The following is a 16,939-nucleotide window of genomic DNA, read 5'->3' on the forward strand; positions in this document are numbered from 1 at the left end:
CGCTGGCGAGGTTTCCTAACCTCGCCAACTGTAAATGTGTATAGGTAATTAGGGGCTTTACGATAATAGATAGGGTGGGTTTCTGAACCCACCTCACTGGTGTGCAGCTGGTGCATAACGGAGGTTCCGCTCATGACGGATTTGTTAGCAGCACGCGCACAGATGGCGATGTCCCTCGCGTTTCACATTATCTTTGCTGTCATCGGTATAGCGATGCCGTTGCTGATGGTAATTGCCGAGGGGTTCTGGCTCAGAACGCGAGAAGAGGTCTACCTGACGCTTGCGAAGCGGTGGGCAAAGGGTACTGCGATTATGTTCGCTGTTGGAGCAGTCTCTGGCACCGTTTTGTCTTTCGAGCTTGGTTTGTTGTGGCCCAATTTCATGGCTTACGCCGGTCCGATTATCGGCATGCCGTTCTCGTTGGAGGGATTTGCATTTTTCCTTGAAGCAATCTTCTTGGGGCTTTATCTCTACGGTTGGGACCGTATCCCAAAATATGCACACTGGTTTGCCGGTGTGATGGTGCTACTCGGTGGCACCTTGTCCGGTATCTTCGTTGTCACCGCGAACGCATGGATGAACACGCCTACCGGATTTTCGGTTGTCAATGGTGAGGTAACGAATGTCGATCCGATTGCGGCAATGTTGAATCCTTCGTCATTCAGCCAAGCACTTCACATGACCATCGCTGCCTTTCTGGCGGTTGGGTTCGCTGTGGCTGGCATCCACGCCCATTTTCTGCAGCGCGATCCTGACAACCTTTTCCATCGCCGAGCGTTCGCTATTGCCTTGAGTGTTGGCGGTGTATTCGCACTTCTCCAACCGATTTCGGGTGACATCAGTGCCAAGAAACTTGCGAAATACCAACCTGTCAAACTCGCGGCGATGGAAGCGCAGTGGGAAACCGAACGCGGCGCGCCCTTACGCATCGGGGGTATTCCGAACGAAGACACTGAAGAAACTCGGTATGCCATTGAAATCCCAAAGGCACTCAGTTTTCTTGCGCATTCCGACTTCAATGCTGAGATTATGGGACTCAAAGCAGTGCCACGCGAAGATCGTCCGCCAGTGGCAATCGTCCATTTTGCATTTCAGATTATGGTTGCGTGTGGAATCGTTCTGATTATCGTTGGTGTTCTCGGTGGCTGGCTCGCGTGGAAACACAAAAGCCTGCCGGACCAACGCTGGTATCTGCGGTTGGTCACGCTCTGCACACCGCTTGGATTTATTGCGATCGAAGCCGGATGGACGGTCACGGAAGTCGGGCGACAACCGTGGATTATCTATAATTACATGCGCACAGCAGAGGCGGTAACCCCAATGCCGAACCTTGTTGTGCCTTTTATCGCTTTTACAGTACTTTACATTTTCCTCTCAATTATTGTTGTTATCCTATTACGTCGTCAGATATTTTTAAACTAACGCTAAGCGTTAAATAATGTGTTACTGATAGTTGACAGCCGATAGTCAGTACTATGTTAACTCTTGAATTTTGCATCGCATGCGTGATGCTTATCTCCCTGATTATCTATATGCTGACGGGTGGTGCTGACTTTGGCGGTGGCATCTGGGACCTATTTGCGACAGGTCGCCGTGCGAAGGCGCAACGGTCGCTTATCGCACAGGCTATTGCACCGATCTGGGAAGCAAACCACGTCTGGTTGATTGTGATTGTCGTTCTGCTTTTCGTGGCGTTCCCTGTCGCATTCGCAGCAATTAGCACGGCTTTGCATATTCCGCTGACGTTAATGCTTATCGGTATTGTGCTTCGCGGCACGGCGTTTGTGTTTCGCACCTATGATGTTCAATCGGATACAACACATCGCCGTTGGAGTCGGGTATTTGCCGTTGCGAGTGTCATCACTCCTGTGATGTTAGGGGTTACGTTAGGCGCGGTTGCGTCCGGCACGATTCACGTTGATGTGGAAAGTGGACAGGTAGAGACCGATTTCATCTCGGCGTGGTTTGCGCCCTTCCCCTTTGCGATCGGTTTTTTCGCCTTGACGCTGTGTGCTTTGCTTGCATCGGTGTATCTCACCCTTGAGACCGAAGATCCGGCGTTACGGGAAGATTTTCGGCGACGCGCCCTCATCGCGGCAGTGAGTGTTGGCGCGATGGCCGGACTAAGTTTTCTCTTATCTGCTGACGGAGCACCCGCCATTCGACGTGGACTCGGTAGCGCGCCATGGTCAATCCCTTTTCAAATTTTGACGGGCGCGGTTGCATTGTGGGCGATCTGGACAATTTGGAAACGTCAATTTCGACGTGCGTGTATCCTCGTTCCGATACAGGTTACACTCATCGTTTCCGGTTGGGGATTGGCACAGTATCCGTATCTCGTCACGCCGGACTTAACCTTTTCAAATACAGCCGCTCCGGATGCCGTGCTGCGTCCATTGCTGATTGTGCTGGTTGCAGGTGGGGTCTTGTTGGTGCCTGCGTTCTGGTATCTCTACGCCGTATTTAAGGGCACTACGCGGAAGACAACATGAGGGCAACGCAGGTTGATACCTCTCCAAAAACCTAAGATCAGTAGTAGATTCATGCAAAGGGACTCTGGTTCATCTCCTCTCTTGCGAAAGGAGAGCTTATGCACAATACAATCATTTATAGGTACTGGCAACCCGGCGATGATGACGCGATCTTGGCGTTTCGACCGAATATCAACGAAAATTGGTTCCGGCATAAGTTTGACGATGAGGACCTTGAACCTGAAGGGATTCGTTTGGCATTTCTCGGTGAAAGACTTGTTGGACATGTAATGGGTGAACGCACGACACTCTGTATAGAAGGAAAGGTCCAGAAATTCGGAGAGGTTACGGATGTCTTTGTTGCTCCAGACATGCGCCGACAAGGTATTGCAACCCGCCTGATGCAAGAGGGGCACGCCTACTTTGAAAGGAAAGGTTATCGCGGAAGTATCCTTGACCCAGATACGGAGGCCTCTCGTCAGTTATATCAAAAACTCGGATATCAGGAGGTTACCGGAAGCGACTTACTTTTCCTTGACTTCTCCCTTATTTCCTGCTAAACTTAAAGCAATTATGGGATGTTCGTTATTGCCTATATAACTCAGGTTGCCATCTTTGTAGCATAACCTGTTAGGTTGTGCCTTTAAGCGCGCAGACTCTCACTGCGAAGCAAGTCTACGCTACTAAATCCACGCAGATTTCGATCGATGCATTGAAACAACACTCAAAAAATTATATCTTTCTTACAGTTTCGGTGCTGTTGTGCCTCTTTATCTTAGCCGAGGTCAACTATCCGCAGCTGACACCGCAATCAGAGTTAGCACTCTTTGCGATGCTGGGGTTAATAGTGGTATTTCTGAGATACCCTGTTCATCCACGTTTTGCGAACAATCGTGCTTTCCGGCTTTTGGATGTGGTGTTAATAGGCAGTGTGATTGTCTGTTTCGGCTACGTTCTGGGTCAGACAGAACCGATTTTTCAGGCGTTCTGGTTAGACGGCAAGTCCCTCGGGGACCGGGCGGGAGCAGAATTGACACTGGATTACATCATCGGCGGGCTCGGACTTCTCTTAATCTTAGAGGCGACCCGCCGTTCTATTGGGATAACGCTTCCACTCCTCTCTCTCGCATTTCTTCTCTATGCCGGCTTTGGACAGTTTATGCCGGATTGGCTGTTCCCGCATCGCGGATACTCTGTGCAGCGCATCGTCAGCCAGACATTTTTACACAGTCAAGGCGCGTTTGGCATCGCACTTCGGGTGATGTTCACCTATGTTTTTCTGTTTGTGTTGTTTGGTGCATTGTTGGAGCGAACAGGAGCAATTAATTATGTCTTGGATTTGGCAAGACGCGTATTCGGTTCGAGTACGGGGGCACCAGCGAAGGTCGCTGTCCTGAGTAGCGGCATGATGGGATCACTATCGGGTTCGGCTGTAGCGAACACGGCAACGACCGGCACATTCACGATTCCGTTGATGCAGCGCGCTGGGTTTCAACCCGCGATAGCAGGCGGAATTGAAGCCGCGGCGAGTTCTGGGGGCGCGTTGGTTCCGCCTATTATGGGTGCAGCGGCGTATATGATGCTGGAAATCGTAGAGCCTGCTGTTACGTATCTGGAGATTATTAAGGCGGCACTCCTCCCAGCGGTTCTTTACTATACCGGAATGCTGTGTATGGTACACTTCGCCGCGAAAAGTCGTAGGTATGCGCCGGGTGCAGTTCACAGTTCTGAAGAAGCGTTTTCGGGGTTGGAAACCACTCCTACGCAGGAAGAGAAGCACGGGAAATTTCTGACACTACAAGGGGGTATCTTTCTCGCTGCGTTTATTACGCTCATCGGGGTGCTGCTGATGGGGGCTACGGCGTTCCGCGCAGTGAGTTGGAGCCTGTTGATAGTTACCGCGATAAGCCTATTGGATTTCTTAGTCCGCCGGATTCGTGGACAGGACGCTGTCGCTGAAACTGGCGTTTCGGATTTATTGAAAGGGGTAAACTTCTTAATATCGCCGTGTGAGCGAGCAGCGCAGAGCGGTGTGTCGTTGATTGCGGCTGCAGCATGCGTTGGTATCATCTTAGGTGTGGTGACGCTAACGGGTATCGGTGGCAAGTTGCCGTCGGTCCTCTTGCCGCTTGCATCTACAAACCTGATGTTGGCACTGTTCTTTCTCATGATTTCAACGATTATTCTGGGAATGGGGTTGCCTTCATCGGTCTGTTATCTGCTCATGGCGATCTTAGTGGGTCCCGTGCTTCTGGACTTGGGAGTCGTGCCACTTGCGGCGCACTTTTTCATTTTCTATTTCGGGATGATGTCGATGGTGACCCCACCTGTCGCATTAGCGGCGTATGCAGCATCTGCCATCGCGGGTTCAGGAATCATGGCGACGGGGTTCGCGGCGTTCAGGTTCGCGCTCGTCGGTTTCGCGCTGCCTTACGCCTTTGTTTTGAGACCCGCACTGCTCTGGCTCAGTGAGAGTGGTGGGACACCAGATGTATGGACGGTTTTCGTGAATTTTTCGCTGACACTCATCGGGACAGTTATCTTGGCAACTGCTATCGCGGGTTATATTTTTAACAAATTATCAGTTTGGGCGCGCTGCGTCCTATTTGTTTCGGCATTCATTCTCTTTTTTGCGCCGACGGGTATGCAATTTGTATGGATCCATGCGATTGTAGTACTTGCGAGTGTTGCCATTTTCTACTTTAATAGCCGTCAGCCATCAGCGGTCAGCAGTCAGTAGGCGTGTGGCACACAGAGTGCCGTAATATCCAACTACTGAAAACCGATGTTTGAAAGTTGATAAACACAAAAAAGGGAGGGACATCGTGAAGCGTCCGATTAGATGGCTGTTATACTGTTTACTCGTGCTATTGTTCCTACTTCACAACGATTTTTGGCTCTGGGAAAACCCGCAGCTTGTTTTAGGGATACCGGTAGGGTTGCTCTATCATATAGGGTTTTGCGTTGTAGCGACGTTGCTGATGGCGGCTTTCGTTAAAGCGCAAGGAGATTGGGGGGAACGATGAGCCTTGCCGTCATTTTTATATACCTCGTGATGGTCTTGGTTCTCGGTGCGCTGAGCCATAAGCTTTTCCGAAATACCGGAGAAGATTATTTTGTCGCGAGTCGGACGATTAATTGGTTTATCCTATTGATGACGCTGTTCGGCACGAACATGACGGCGTTCTCAATCCTCGGCGCGTCGGGTGAAGCCTATCATAGAGGTATCGGTGTTTTTGCGCTGATGGCTTCTTCCTCGGCGATAGTCGTGCCGTGTGTGTTCCTCTTTATTGGGACGCGTCTCTGGCGACTTGGAAAGCGGTTTGGCTACGTAACACAGGTGCAGTACTTCCGAGATCGGTGGGAGTCCGATGGTTTAGGACTGCTCCTCTTCATCGTGTTTGTATTGCTGCTTATCCCGTATCTGCTGATCGGTGTGATGGGCGGTGGGGGGACATTGGCGACACTCACGGATGGTCAAATTCCACAATGGCTCGGTGGTTTACTCATTTGTGCTGTCGTTCTTTGTTACGTTACCTACAGCGGTATGCGAGGGACTGCCTGGGTCAACACATTCCAAACACTCGTTTTCATGACCCTCGGAGGTATCACTTTTTTTGTTATCACCAGTCGGATGGGTGGGTTTTCAAATGCTATTTCTAAGGTGGACATGGGTTTACTGATGCAGGCAGAGCATATTAAGCCTTTGGAACTCTTGACGTATCTCTGTGTTCCGCTCTGTGTCGGTATGTTTCCACATATCTTTTCGCATTTCCTAACGGCGAGAGATGTCCAAACGTTCCGGTATGCGATTATTTTGTATCCGTTGTGTATTGCGATTGTATGGATTCCGAGTGTGTTACTGGGCATACTCGGAAACGTAGATGTCCCAGGTTTGCAGGGGGCACAGGCGAACAATGTGCTGATTCAGATGATTCACATACACGCCCCTGGCGTTTTAGCCGGATTTTTAGGCGCAGGGGTCTTCGCGGCGATTATGTCATCGTTGGATTCGCAATCACTGGCTATTGGAAGTATGTTCACGCACGATATTGTAGGACATTATCGTCAGAAGGCGTTTTCAGAGAGACAACGGGTGTGGGTAGGACGACTGTTTGTGAGCGGTGTACTTTGCGTTACCTATCTCATCTCGCTCATCGCGACACCGAGTATTTTTAGACTGGCTGTTTGGTCGTTCACCGGGTTTGCGGGTCTCTTTCCGATTGTCGTTGCAGCGTTGTTCTGGCAGTGGAGCACGAAGCACGGTGTGTTCGCCGCAATCATCAGTGTAATTTTGTTATGGCTCTATTTTTTTCTCCAAAACTGGCAGACACCAGGATATAGTGTCGGCGGTATCGGGATTATGCCTGCTGCGATTCTGGTCGCTATTTCGTCTGCCTCATTGATAATTGTTTCTTTGCTCACAAAACCTCCTAAATTACAGACGCTTGAAAAGTTTTTTGATGAATGAAGGTCTCACGAATGAGACGCGAAGACTTTGCACCACAAATGCAACTTAAAGTAGATGTAGAAAATATAACAAAAAGGATGGTAAATAAACTGTGACACTGAAAAAAAATATCTCGCTTTTCCTACTGATGGCTTGCCTTTTCGCATGCGGGGAAGCCGAAGAGACCACTGAACCCGAATCTGAAAAACCGGCAATGCTCGAATACGGCACAGTCTCTGGAGCCATCATCGATGCTGACACCGGAAATCGTATTCCTGGGTCGACTGTGACGCTACTCGGACAATCCTTTGAAACTGGCGTAGATGGCAATTACACGTTTCAAGGTGTTCTTTACGACGATGTTCATACCTTGACGGTTATCGATCCGGATTACAAACCGTATAGCCAGCCCGTTGTTCTTAAACAAGAGCGGTTGGTTATAGATATTATGTTGGCACCGCTGAAGGATCCGATGGTGGAATTACAGGGGTTTTTTGACAATTTTGCAGCCCTGCTTGAGTCGGTAGATTTGGAAAACATTGAGGCAATTGAAGCACTCTTCTCAGAAACTTACGTCGCCGCGGACGATCCAGCCACACTTTTCGGGGTGGCATCAGGAATTGTTCCTGAAAATTATGCAGATATTATTCCGGCGATGACGCAGCTTTTTGAGGAGTACGTCTCGCTTCAATTCCTTTTCCAAGATATAGAGATGGATATAACGCATGCCCGGAAAGCGGCAGCAGTCCTTCAACTCGATGTTAACGCAGAAAAAGGGGAAGAACGGGACTTAAGGGAGCTCAAAGCCAGCTGCAGATTTGAATTCCGTCGTGAAGAACGGGATTGGAAAATTGTGTATTGGCAGCTTTTTGAGTTAGATATCCGTCTTTAATTTTACCTTGGGGGTAAGTATCGGTTACTTGTATTTTAACCGTTGCTGTGTTCGAGTTGAAGAAACACCCCAGCAAATACGCAGAAATACCCAAGCAAAAACACCCTGCGCCGTTGTGGCAGGCTTGGTTTTTGATGCTATACCCTACATATCCTTATTGATTAAAAAACAAAAAATTTGCGAGGGCGGCAAATTCTGTGATGTGCAACGTTTCAGCACGCCGCTCTGGAGCAATGCCGAGTTCTTCAAAAGCAGTCCCTAATACCTCCGCCGATGTCAGTCTACTCCTAACTAACGTGTTTTTTAGCATCTTCCGCCGCGTCCGAAACGCTGTTCGGACGACTTTAAAGAAGAATTCCTCATTTTCAACCGTAACCTTTGGGTTTTCGCGCATTGTCAATTTTAGGAGTGCCGAATCCACTTTCGGTGCCGGATAAAAGCTTTCTGGCGGCAGCGTGGCGATGAGGGTCGCGTCGGTCCTATAAGCGACACCGATTGTCAAGGCACCGTAGTCCTTTCCTCCCGGTTCAGCAACAATCCTTTCTGCGACTTCCTTTTGCATCATCAAGACGCAACTGTGAATCTGTTTGTAATGATCGAGCAGTTTCCACAAGATTGGGGTCGTAATGCTATAAGGCAGGTTCGCTATAACTTTGTAAGTGAACGATGGACTGGCGGGTTCAAATAATCGGTGGAGTTCCAGTTTGAGGATGTCGGCGTTAAGGAGTTGAACACGCGAATCTGTTGATTTTTGTATAGCAAGTTTTGGCTTGCAAGCTACACCACTTTCAACAGCAAGTTTTGGCTTGCAAGCTACGCCAAAACGCGCTGCTAACGCCTCGTATAACAATTCATCTACTTCAACAGCGATTACACGGTTGGCACGTCGCACCAAAACGTCCGTGAGGCACCCTAAACCGGCACCGATTTCTATGACTGTGTCGGTCTCCGTGAGTTCTCCGGCTTCGAGAATAATTTCGAGGGCTTCTGGGTTAACGAGGAAGTTTTGTCCTAATTGTTTTTTGGGACGGGTGTGATTTAGGGCAAAAAAGTCGCGAACCTGTTGATAGTTCATCTTGTTGGCGGAAACCTTGTCATCCGGATTTCCTGAATAGTCTATTGAGGACTGTTTCGTATGGAAACAACCTTTGTCAGAATGGCGTCTGCTACGTCGCGTTTCGAGGAACGCGGAAGTTGTTCGCAGGTGCCGTCTCGGTCCAGCAAGGTTACAATATTCGTATCGACTCCGAATCCAGCACCCTCCGCAAGAATGTCATTCGCGACAATGAGATCACAGTTTTTGCGTACCAACTTCTTTTCAGCGTTCTCAAGGAGGTCGTTCGTTTCGGCGGCAAAGCAAACGAGGGTTTGGTTCGTTTTCTGTTCGCCAAGTGTCTGCGCGATGTCCGGATTCCTTTCGAGTGGAAGTGTCAAAGTTTCGGTAGTTTTTTTTATTTTTTGGGGCGTAAATTCGCTGGGTCGGTAATCGGCAGGCGCGCCCGCCATAATAACAATGTCTGTTTCTTTGAAAGCTTGCAGGACTGCATCGTGCATATCAAGCGTCGTCTCGACGTACTCGGTCTCAATGCCGACAGGGGCAGGGACAGTCGCAGTGCCGCTGATGAGGTGCACCTCTGCCCCGCGCTGTGTCGCCGCTTCAGCGATGGCGTATCCCATCTTGCCGCTCGAACGATTGGTGATAAATCGGACCGGATCGATATATTCGCGCGTTGCCCCTGCTGTGACGAGAACACGTGTCCCTCGTAAATCGTCCGTTTCGACCTTGGGTAAGGCGTTCGATCTGGCATCAGAAAGCATATCACTGACCCCTTGCAGGATCGCCTCTACTGTATTCAACCGTCCCGTCCCTTCATAGCCGCATGCCAAGTCGCCACTGGCTGGTTCAATGAAATGGATCCCGTGTGTTTTCAAGGTGTCGATATTCCGTCGCACAAACGGATTGTGGTACATGTGTCCGTTCATCGCCGGTGCAAGGAGGATGGGGCAGTGAACAGAAACCGCAACAGTGGACAGCGCGTCATCAGCGATGCCGTTTGCCATTTTACCGATGATGTTCGCTGTCGTGGGGACAATCACGAGGAGATCCGCACGGTCGGCGAGGTCGATGTGAGGCGGTTTCCAGTCTGTTCCAGCGTCAAATAGGTTCAGGAGGACAGGATTCCTCGAGATGACTTGGAATTGCAGTGGCTGCACAAGACGCGTGGCGTTTTCTGTCATGACAACGTGAACGGATGCACCGCCTTTGACGAGTTGGCTTGCCACGTCAATCGCTTTGTGAATGGCTATGCCGCCTGTAACACCTAAGATAATCGTCCGCTCTTTAAGTTCCATTGATTCATGAAATATCGTTGTCTTGGCGATGAGCGAGTTGCTGACGGAGCCGTTCTATCTCGGCTTCCATTTCCTGTGCGTGTGTTTCTGCTGCTGCTGTGCGCGTTTCTGCTGCTATCCGAAGGTCATGCTCCTCCATAGAAGTCGTAATCGGCGTGCCATCCGGTAGATACGGACGTAGCAGCCGCACATGCGTATCCTGTTGATCCTCCCACTGAAAATAGAGATTCAAGGTTTCACTGAACAGACCTCCTTGGGCATCAGGCATAATTTCAACGATATCCCCCGTTAGGTCTCGCTGCCAACCCCGAAACTCAGGTGGCTTTTCCATTTCGGGTTGATGGATGAAATACGCGTCTACCCCCATGTCATTTAGATAGATGTGAACCTTTTCATGTCGATCCTGATCGGCTGTTGCGTCGGAAAGGAATTCAAAGATAGCCGTAGGAACAGCACCTTCTGACCATGTATAAAAACTGCGCCGTTGTGGAAACTTAGAAACCCCAAAGACGACGTAAACGTCGGGCGCGACGAATTTCGTGATATCGCCTTCACGATAATAAATGAAACTGTCAACACCGATGTAAACGTATGGGTTGATCGCAAAGTATCGCATGAGTTGGTCAGAAAAAATTCCAATCTGGTCGGCATGAAATCCAGTTGCGGCCGTAGGTTCATCATCCTCATAGGGGTATCCTTCTATGTAAATTGTCGGTTTTCCGCTCGCTTTTGGAAAGACCGGCATATATTTTTTCTGTTTGAATGCAAAGGTGTCGAGGGACCCCATAATTTCCTCCTTATCCGTTTACCCTAAATCGAATCCACGCTAATCTACACTGTCAATACCGAGTAAGGGATTGAGTGTCTCTATCAGTTTTGAATCAACGCGAGATCGCTCAGCACTAATGATCGTCTGAATCTGTTGAACTGCCTGTTGGATTTTGCCTTGTGAGTTGCTCACCCAATAGTCGTAGTGCTGAATCTCAAGAACTTCGGATTTTGCTATATCCAATCGCTGTTTCAGTTCCGACTCCGATTCTGTGTCTCTGCGGCGGAGCCGTTTCTCCAAGGTAGCGAATGATGGCGGGACAATAAAGATGAGGATACTTCTTGCCGGTGTGAGATCTTGTTGTCGCTTTCGGATTTCCAGAGAACCCTTTACCTCAATCTCCAAAATAGCATCTTTCCCGGTTTCACGGGCATCCGCAATTTCAGATTTGAGCGTTCCATAGAGGTTGTCGCCATATTCTGCCCATTCTAAGAATTTGTCCTGCTGAATAGACTTTTCAAATTCCGCCTTTGACAGAAAGTGGTAATCAACGCCATCTACTTCACCGGGACGTGGTTTACGCGTTGTTGCAGAGACAGATAATTGTAAAGTTTCATCTGCTTTGCAGAGGGAATCAATGACGGTGCTTTTCCCTGAGCCGGACGGTCCAGAGATGACGATGACGAGGTTCGGTTTATAAAGGTGTGTATTCGCCATTGGAAGCGTTTTAATTTATGGAGTTTAGGTGCAAGCCTATAGAGATTTGCAGGACAATGCCCTCCGCTGCGCTTACGGGCAGGTTTCTGGTGGTACTCAGACGTAGCCTGCAACATCGGCACAGGGTTTTTGCTTGGGCGTTTCCCCTAGATATACGGAGAGGCACTTCAATATTCAAACTCACCTCATCGAACCGCAAGGTAAAATTAAAATTAGTCTGCGGCTTCAGCCAGTTCCACAAGCACGGGGGATTCAACGCGGATAGCGTCTTTGATACAAACCTCTTCGCACAGTTTGCAGCCGACACAGTCTTTGGGTTTAACCAATTCGCAGATGCCGAAGAAACTTTCGGCGTGTTCGCCGGTCTCTGGGTCCTTGAGTTCAAGACAATCCCAAGGGCAAATATGGACACAGAAGTCGCATCCCGAACAAAGTTCTTCGTAGATAACGGCGATGGGTCGGTGTGTGGGACGACGAATGAATTTGCACACCTCTCCGAATTGATCACGGATCGCCTCGACTGGACAGACCATCCCGCATGCGCTGCAATCAATGCAGATATTCGGATCAATGATGTGTAGCATGTTCCGATCACCCGTTATTGCATCAACCGGACAGTTCGTCAAACACGCCATGCACCCGATACATTCGTCAGTGATATAGTATGCCATGAATCATTTTCCTATCTTTCGGCAGAATCTTACTAATACACTCAATACATATATTTTAACACAATGTTCGTAAATTGTCAAGGGTGTTTTTATTTTTATCAAGGGCATTCAGTTCCCTTGTAGGACGGAACTCCCATTCCCGACCATATTGGCAATTGGTAACTGGTTGTCCACTAATCTTGGTAAAAACTGATAATTATCTTCCTGACGGTTGACACCTACAAGAATCCTGCAAATCCTTTAATCCTGTGAATCCTGATTCAGACAATGCCTGACGACTGAAACTATCCCGTTGATATTTTTCGAGAGTATCGGCTATAATAGCGACATAGAAATGTTAGGGCTTGCTTGGTAAGCCCATACTACAAAAGGAAATGGGAGATCTAATGGACTTAGGATTAAAGAACAAAGTAGTAGTTGTAACAGGGGCGAGCCGCGGCATTGGACGTGCTATTGCACACGGATTCGCTGAAGAAGGCGCACGATTGAGCATCTGTGGCAGAACCCAAGATACACTCCAAGAGGTTAAGGATAAACTCACGGCAAAAGGCGCGGAAGTCTTTGCCAAACTCACGGATGTTACGGAGGGCGAGCAGGTTGACGCGTTCGTAGCAGAAACCGTGGGAACGTATGGCGGGATTGATGTCGTTGTGAACAACGTCGGTGGCAGTCGATGGACCCCTCTGGAAGAAATTTCGGATACCGAATGGCACGAAATCCTCGACCTGAATCTCGTATCTGGGGCACGGATAAACCGACGCGCAATCCCTGAAATGAAAAAGCAAGGGAGCGGTGTAATTCTGATGATAACCTCTATCTATGGTAGAGAAGGCGGTGGACACATCACCTATAACGCCGCGAAAGCCGCCGAGATCAGTATGACAAAGTCGTTGGCAAGGGAGTTGGCACCAGACAATATCCGCGTAAATAGTGTTGCACCGGGTTCCATTCTCTTTCCCGGTGGTGGTTGGGCTCGCCGCATCGCAGCGGATCCGGCAGCGATGGAAGACTTTGTGAAAAGCGATATGCCGCTGGGTAGGTTCGGGAAGCCCGAAGAAATTGCGAATGTGGTTGTCTTTCTCGCATCGGAACGCGCAAGCCTTGTAACGGGTGCCTGTGTGAACGTGGATGGGTGCCAATCGCATTCAAACATTTAACAGAGTCGGAGTATCACAAATATGGGTAAGTCTGCGTGAGGTTTTTGGCGAGCCGACGCGTTAGACTTGCTCTTATAATATTTTTTAAGGAGCGAATCAGTCCGTTCCAATATCAGTTTTTGTGTCGATTATTGGTAATTGATAACACGCTGCCTCGCGGTCATTACGCACCAATAAGTAGGGACCCGCAAGTGCCGGCGTGTTCCATGTTTTACCCTTTATCGCTGAAAAACGCGCATGTTCAATATGACGCTCAGGGTCTGGTTCAATGAGGGCAACTTCGCCTGATTCAGTGGTTACCAACAGGACATCTGAAATTAGGAGTGTTTGTCCGTGTCCGTATCTACCGCTTTTCCATTGACGTACGCCGTCGACTGGGTTTATACAAGCCAAGATTCCGTCATCAAGTCCGTACAAATAGCCTTCGTAATGAATGATATTGGTGAATTTTGCTTTGAGGTATATGGTTTCCCATATAATTGAAACGTCGAATTCACCGGTGGAATTCTGCGAGAGTTGATAAAGTTTAGCACCGACACCGTAGCCGGTTGAGAAGAGAAGTTTGTCATCAGAAATCGGCACCGGCTGCGCGACACATTCTGCGTATGTTTGCACCCACGGTTGCTTCCACAAAAGTTTTCCAGTTGAAGGTTCATGAGCGGTAATTAAACCTTGGTTAAAGAGAACAACTTGCTCGGTGCCTGCTAAAGTTGTAAGGAGTGGTGAGCTATAACCACTTTGTGTTCGGTAACCTGTCCACACAATTTCGCCTGTATCTTTGTGGTATGCGACTGCACCACCGGCACTGACGATAACAAGTTCATCGAAAACGAGCGGTGAAATACTCACACCCCAAGGCGGTAGATCCGCTTTGTTCTCTTCAAAGGTATGGGTTGTCCAAAGCGACTTACCTGTTTCAAGGTCCAAACAGTTGAGGATCCCTGTTGAACCGACGGTGTAAACCCTGTTCCCTGAAATTGTGGGTGTGGCACGTGGCCCGAGCCCAGCAGGCGGCATATTATAGCGCGCTTGGTCTTTATGACTCCACTTTACTTCGCCGGTGTGTAATTCATAGCAGACCACTTTTTCCCAGTCATCTTCCTGTTCTTGTGTGATTGCTGAATTTCCAACGACTGCAAAGCCTGACCAACCCGCGCCGATAGGTTGTCGCCAAACGAGTTTCGGTGGATGTGTGTCCCAATCAAGGTTTAACTTGATGCCTGTCACTACGCCGTTCCGATGTTGACCGAGGAATTGTGGGTAATCAGCAATGGAGATTTGGGTGTTGGATGTATTGCCTGGATCTTGTCGGAAAGCCGTCGGTTCATCCCGCCATCGCCATTCGAATATCGGGATGAGGTCGCCACTGAATCCTTTGAACTGGAATAGATTCGCACCGAGAAAGACTCCCAAGATGGCTATGGCAAGCGTGATTAACTTAGTCCGCCAACCCAGACGCGAGAAACCTAATAGCCACAAGGCACTCAGAACGGCTGTAAGGACGATAACTGTAGCTGTCCAGAATACTTTGCTTTGACGGTGATCCATGTCCAATATTTGGATTATCAGAATGCTTAAAATGGCAACAACAATAACAATAGACAGGAGCCACCAGCGGATCGGTTTTTGCGTGCGTGACATTATAGAAAATTGCTCCTTTGATTGTGAAACCCGAAGCTGAAGCATAGATTTCGATTTTTTACCTACCTCACTAATTATAATACCTCTTTTCACAAAGGCGCGTCAAATCAAAGTACATAGATGCCTACTAATCGAGACGACTACTGTAAATCATAAGTCTTTTTCGTTTTTTATCGTGAAATATGTAAGGTATGTAGATTTGTTAGAGATGGCAGATATATCCTTCTCTCCAGGTTATTATATTAAAATTGCTTTGTTTAAAAGGGGAAGAGATGCTAAAATAGTATAGTTGAACGTAACGAGGAGAGTAGATATGGACGCGGAATTGTGGGTTCCAGAATACGACACGCCAGAGTTATGGCATAAAGAAATCTCACGCCGCTGTTTTGTAAAAGGCGGTATCAGCAGTTTTCTGGGACTCGTCGCGATGCAGCACTTCAGTTTGAATAGCCTTGCGCAGCTTGAGGGTGTTCTGCCGCGTGCTAAGCACTGTATCGTGCTGTTCATGAGTGGAGGCGCAAGTCAATTAGACACTTTTGATCCGAAACCCGGCACCAAAAATGGGGGGCCTTTTGCGGCAATCCCAACAAGTGTTGAAGGCATAGAGGTTTCCGAACACCTCCCGCGGGTGGCAGAGCAGGCGCACCATCTCTCTATTATCCGATCGATGGTTTCACGTGAAGGTAATCATGAACGCGCACGCTATTTGCTTCATACGGGTTATGCCCCTGGTGGAGCAGTCAGACACCCTACCCTCGGTTCACTTACCTCTTACTACCTTGAGGAGACTCTCTCCGATCTTCCGGGTTGTGTTAATATTAATTCGCCGACCTACGCCGGCAGTTTCCTTGGGGCAACGCACGATCCGTTTGTTGTCAAAGATCCGATGAAACCTGTCGATGATCTCTCTTACCCTTCGCAGATGGATACACACCGTTTTCGAGAACGCCTAAAAATGCTTAAGGCGATTGAGGAAGACTTTATCTCGAAACGGACGGGACGCAGCACAGAGGCGCATGAAGCGATTTACAAAAAGGCGGATCAACTCATTAACTCTCCGAAAATAGATGCGTTTCATCTCAACGAAGAACCGATGGCTGTCCGCGAGGCTTATGGGATGAATAAATTCGGTCAAGGCTGCTTGATGGCGCGTCGGCTTATAGAGGCTGGGGTCAAATTTGTTGAGGTATCACTGGACGGATGGGATACGCATGAAAACAACTTTGGGCGGGCGAAAGAACTCCTTGCTCTGGTAGATCCGGCGTTCGCAATGCTCCTGAAGGACTTGGCTGAACGGGATCTCCTTGAAGAGACGATTGTGCTATGGCTCGGTGAATTTGGTCGCACCCCAAAGATTAACAATAGAGATGGACGTGACCATCATACCACGGGGTGGTCGGCTGTCGTCGCCGGAGGGGGGACCCGCGGTGGGCAGGTAATCGGAATGACAAATGAAGATGGAACTCAGGTTGCCAGCGGTGCAGTCAGGGTCCCAGATTTATTCGCATCGCTCTGCTTCGCGCTGGGGATCGATGCTGATAGAGAAAATTATTCTCGCTCCGGACGACCAATCCGAGTCGTTGATGATGGTTCGGTAATAGAGGAGTTGTTCAAAGTTTTGTAGTGCTGTGTCAAGTTGAGTTTGATAGTATTGTCAGTTGGGTTGAAGGGATTTTCCCTGTAGGGGCAGTCCCTTGTGACACAGCAGTAGCTTAGTAGTTGTGAGTGGCGATGTGCCGCGCAATAAGTGTTGAGTCGGCAGAATATTAGAGGCGAAACCCAAGCCCGTAATGTAATGGAGGGCGACTCGAGAGAAAAG

Annotated in this window: 15 protein-coding genes; 9 read left to right on the forward strand and 6 right to left on the reverse strand. The window is 48.9% G+C overall.

Features of this window, described 5'->3' with window-relative positions:
• Window positions 1–132: 132 nt before the first annotated feature.
• The 7 genes from J4G07_15360 to J4G07_15390 all read left to right on the forward strand — a co-directional run bounded on the left by J4G07_15360 (window position 133) and on the right by J4G07_15390 (window position 7,813).
• Complete coding sequence (locus J4G07_15360) at window positions 133–1,422, forward strand: cytochrome ubiquinol oxidase subunit I (GenBank protein MCE2415368.1); 1,290 nt, start codon at window positions 133–135, stop codon at window positions 1,420–1,422.
• A gap of 53 nt (window positions 1,423–1,475) precedes the next feature.
• On the forward strand, window positions 1,476–2,492 hold the full coding sequence (locus J4G07_15365) for a cytochrome d ubiquinol oxidase subunit II (protein ID MCE2415369.1): 1,017 nt from the start codon (window positions 1,476–1,478) through the stop codon (window positions 2,490–2,492).
• A gap of 98 nt (window positions 2,493–2,590) precedes the next feature.
• Window positions 2,591–3,031 (forward strand): GNAT family N-acetyltransferase, encoded by a 441-nt coding sequence (locus J4G07_15370; GenBank protein MCE2415370.1) that lies wholly within the window; start codon window positions 2,591–2,593, stop codon window positions 3,029–3,031.
• 152 nt (window positions 3,032–3,183) lie between these two features.
• Complete coding sequence (locus J4G07_15375) at window positions 3,184–5,211, forward strand: TRAP transporter fused permease subunit (GenBank protein MCE2415371.1); 2,028 nt, start codon at window positions 3,184–3,186, stop codon at window positions 5,209–5,211.
• Window positions 5,212–5,296: 85 nt separating this feature from the next.
• A complete protein-coding gene (locus J4G07_15380) occupies window positions 5,297–5,497 on the forward strand; it encodes a hypothetical protein (GenBank protein ID MCE2415372.1) in 201 nt (66 codons plus the stop codon).
• Window positions 5,494–6,942, forward strand: coding sequence for a sodium:solute symporter family protein (locus J4G07_15385; GenBank protein ID MCE2415373.1), 1,449 nt, complete (start codon window positions 5,494–5,496; stop codon window positions 6,940–6,942). The genes J4G07_15380 and J4G07_15385 overlap by 4 nt, the downstream gene beginning before the upstream one ends.
• 91 nt (window positions 6,943–7,033) lie before the next feature.
• Window positions 7,034–7,813 (forward strand): hypothetical protein, encoded by a 780-nt coding sequence (locus J4G07_15390; protein MCE2415374.1) that lies wholly within the window; start codon window positions 7,034–7,036, stop codon window positions 7,811–7,813.
• 154 nt (window positions 7,814–7,967) lie between these two features.
• On the opposite strand, the gene rsmA is transcribed toward J4G07_15390, so the two are convergent.
• The 5 genes from rsmA to J4G07_15415 all read right to left on the reverse strand — a co-directional run bounded on the left by rsmA (window position 7,968) and on the right by J4G07_15415 (window position 12,322).
• Window positions 7,968–8,888, reverse strand: a complete 921-nt coding sequence (rsmA, locus tag J4G07_15395; protein ID MCE2415375.1) for a ribosomal RNA small subunit methyltransferase A — start codon at window positions 8,886–8,888, stop codon at window positions 7,968–7,970.
• A 41-nt stretch (window positions 8,889–8,929) separates the two neighbouring features.
• Window positions 8,930–10,165, reverse strand: coding sequence for a bifunctional phosphopantothenoylcysteine decarboxylase/phosphopantothenate--cysteine ligase CoaBC (gene coaBC / locus J4G07_15400; protein MCE2415376.1), 1,236 nt, complete (start codon window positions 10,163–10,165; stop codon window positions 8,930–8,932).
• 4 nt (window positions 10,166–10,169) lie between these two features.
• The gene (locus tag J4G07_15405) at window positions 10,170–10,952 is read right to left on the reverse strand and encodes a Uma2 family endonuclease (GenBank protein ID MCE2415377.1); all 783 of its coding nucleotides are present in this window, start codon (window positions 10,950–10,952) and stop codon (window positions 10,170–10,172) included.
• Window positions 10,953–10,991: 39 nt separating this feature from the next.
• Window positions 10,992–11,651, reverse strand: a complete 660-nt coding sequence (gene gmk, locus J4G07_15410) for a guanylate kinase (GenBank protein ID MCE2415378.1) — start codon at window positions 11,649–11,651, stop codon at window positions 10,992–10,994.
• Window positions 11,652–11,863: 212 nt separating this feature from the next.
• Entirely contained in the window at window positions 11,864–12,322 is a 459-nt protein-coding gene (locus J4G07_15415) for a 4Fe-4S binding protein (GenBank protein MCE2415379.1), read from the reverse strand.
• 386 nt (window positions 12,323–12,708) lie between these two features.
• Between J4G07_15415 and J4G07_15420 the strand changes: the two genes are divergently transcribed.
• The gene (locus J4G07_15420; protein ID MCE2415380.1) at window positions 12,709–13,479 is read left to right on the forward strand and encodes an SDR family oxidoreductase; all 771 of its coding nucleotides are present in this window, start codon (window positions 12,709–12,711) and stop codon (window positions 13,477–13,479) included.
• Between the two features lie 96 nt (window positions 13,480–13,575).
• Here the strand turns inward: J4G07_15420 and J4G07_15425 are convergent, their stop codons facing one another.
• Window positions 13,576–15,120, reverse strand: a complete 1,545-nt coding sequence (locus J4G07_15425; protein ID MCE2415381.1) for a PQQ-like beta-propeller repeat protein — start codon at window positions 15,118–15,120, stop codon at window positions 13,576–13,578.
• Between the two features lie 313 nt (window positions 15,121–15,433).
• Between J4G07_15425 and J4G07_15430 the strand changes: the two genes are divergently transcribed.
• A complete protein-coding gene (locus J4G07_15430; GenBank protein ID MCE2415382.1) occupies window positions 15,434–16,744 on the forward strand; it encodes a DUF1501 domain-containing protein in 1,311 nt (436 codons plus the stop codon).
• Window positions 16,745–16,939 lie beyond the last annotated feature (195 nt).

This window comes from Candidatus Poribacteria bacterium (assembly GCA_021295715.1).
In the GTDB taxonomy this organism is placed as follows: domain Bacteria; phylum Poribacteria; class WGA-4E; order WGA-4E; family WGA-3G; genus WGA-3G.

What these genes read in the sequence shown, in the direction of transcription:
- J4G07_15365 (MCE2415369.1), top strand. Translation starts at nt 1,476, where the DNA reads ATGTTAACTCTTGAATTTTGCATCGCATGCGTGATGCTTATCTCCCTG.
- J4G07_15385 (MCE2415373.1), top strand. Translation starts at nt 5,494, where the DNA reads ATGAGCCTTGCCGTCATTTTTATATACCTCGTGATGGTCTTGGTTCTC.
- J4G07_15405 (MCE2415377.1), bottom strand. Translation starts at nt 10,952, where the DNA reads ATGGGGTCCCTCGACACCTTTGCATTCAAACAGAAAAAATATATGCCG.
- J4G07_15370 (MCE2415370.1), top strand. Translation starts at nt 2,591, where the DNA reads ATGCACAATACAATCATTTATAGGTACTGGCAACCCGGCGATGATGAC.
- J4G07_15425 (MCE2415381.1), bottom strand. Translation starts at nt 15,120, where the DNA reads ATGTCACGCACGCAAAAACCGATCCGCTGGTGGCTCCTGTCTATTGTT.
- J4G07_15430 (MCE2415382.1), top strand. Translation starts at nt 15,434, where the DNA reads ATGGACGCGGAATTGTGGGTTCCAGAATACGACACGCCAGAGTTATGG.
- rsmA (MCE2415375.1), bottom strand. Translation starts at nt 8,888, where the DNA reads ATGAACTATCAACAGGTTCGCGACTTTTTTGCCCTAAATCACACCCGT.
- J4G07_15415 (MCE2415379.1), bottom strand. Translation starts at nt 12,322, where the DNA reads ATGGCATACTATATCACTGACGAATGTATCGGGTGCATGGCGTGTTTG.
- J4G07_15420 (MCE2415380.1), top strand. Translation starts at nt 12,709, where the DNA reads ATGGACTTAGGATTAAAGAACAAAGTAGTAGTTGTAACAGGGGCGAGC.
- coaBC (MCE2415376.1), bottom strand. Translation starts at nt 10,165, where the DNA reads ATGGAACTTAAAGAGCGGACGATTATCTTAGGTGTTACAGGCGGCATA.
- J4G07_15360 (MCE2415368.1), top strand. Translation starts at nt 133, where the DNA reads ATGACGGATTTGTTAGCAGCACGCGCACAGATGGCGATGTCCCTCGCG.
- gmk (MCE2415378.1), bottom strand. Translation starts at nt 11,651, where the DNA reads ATGGCGAATACACACCTTTATAAACCGAACCTCGTCATCGTCATCTCT.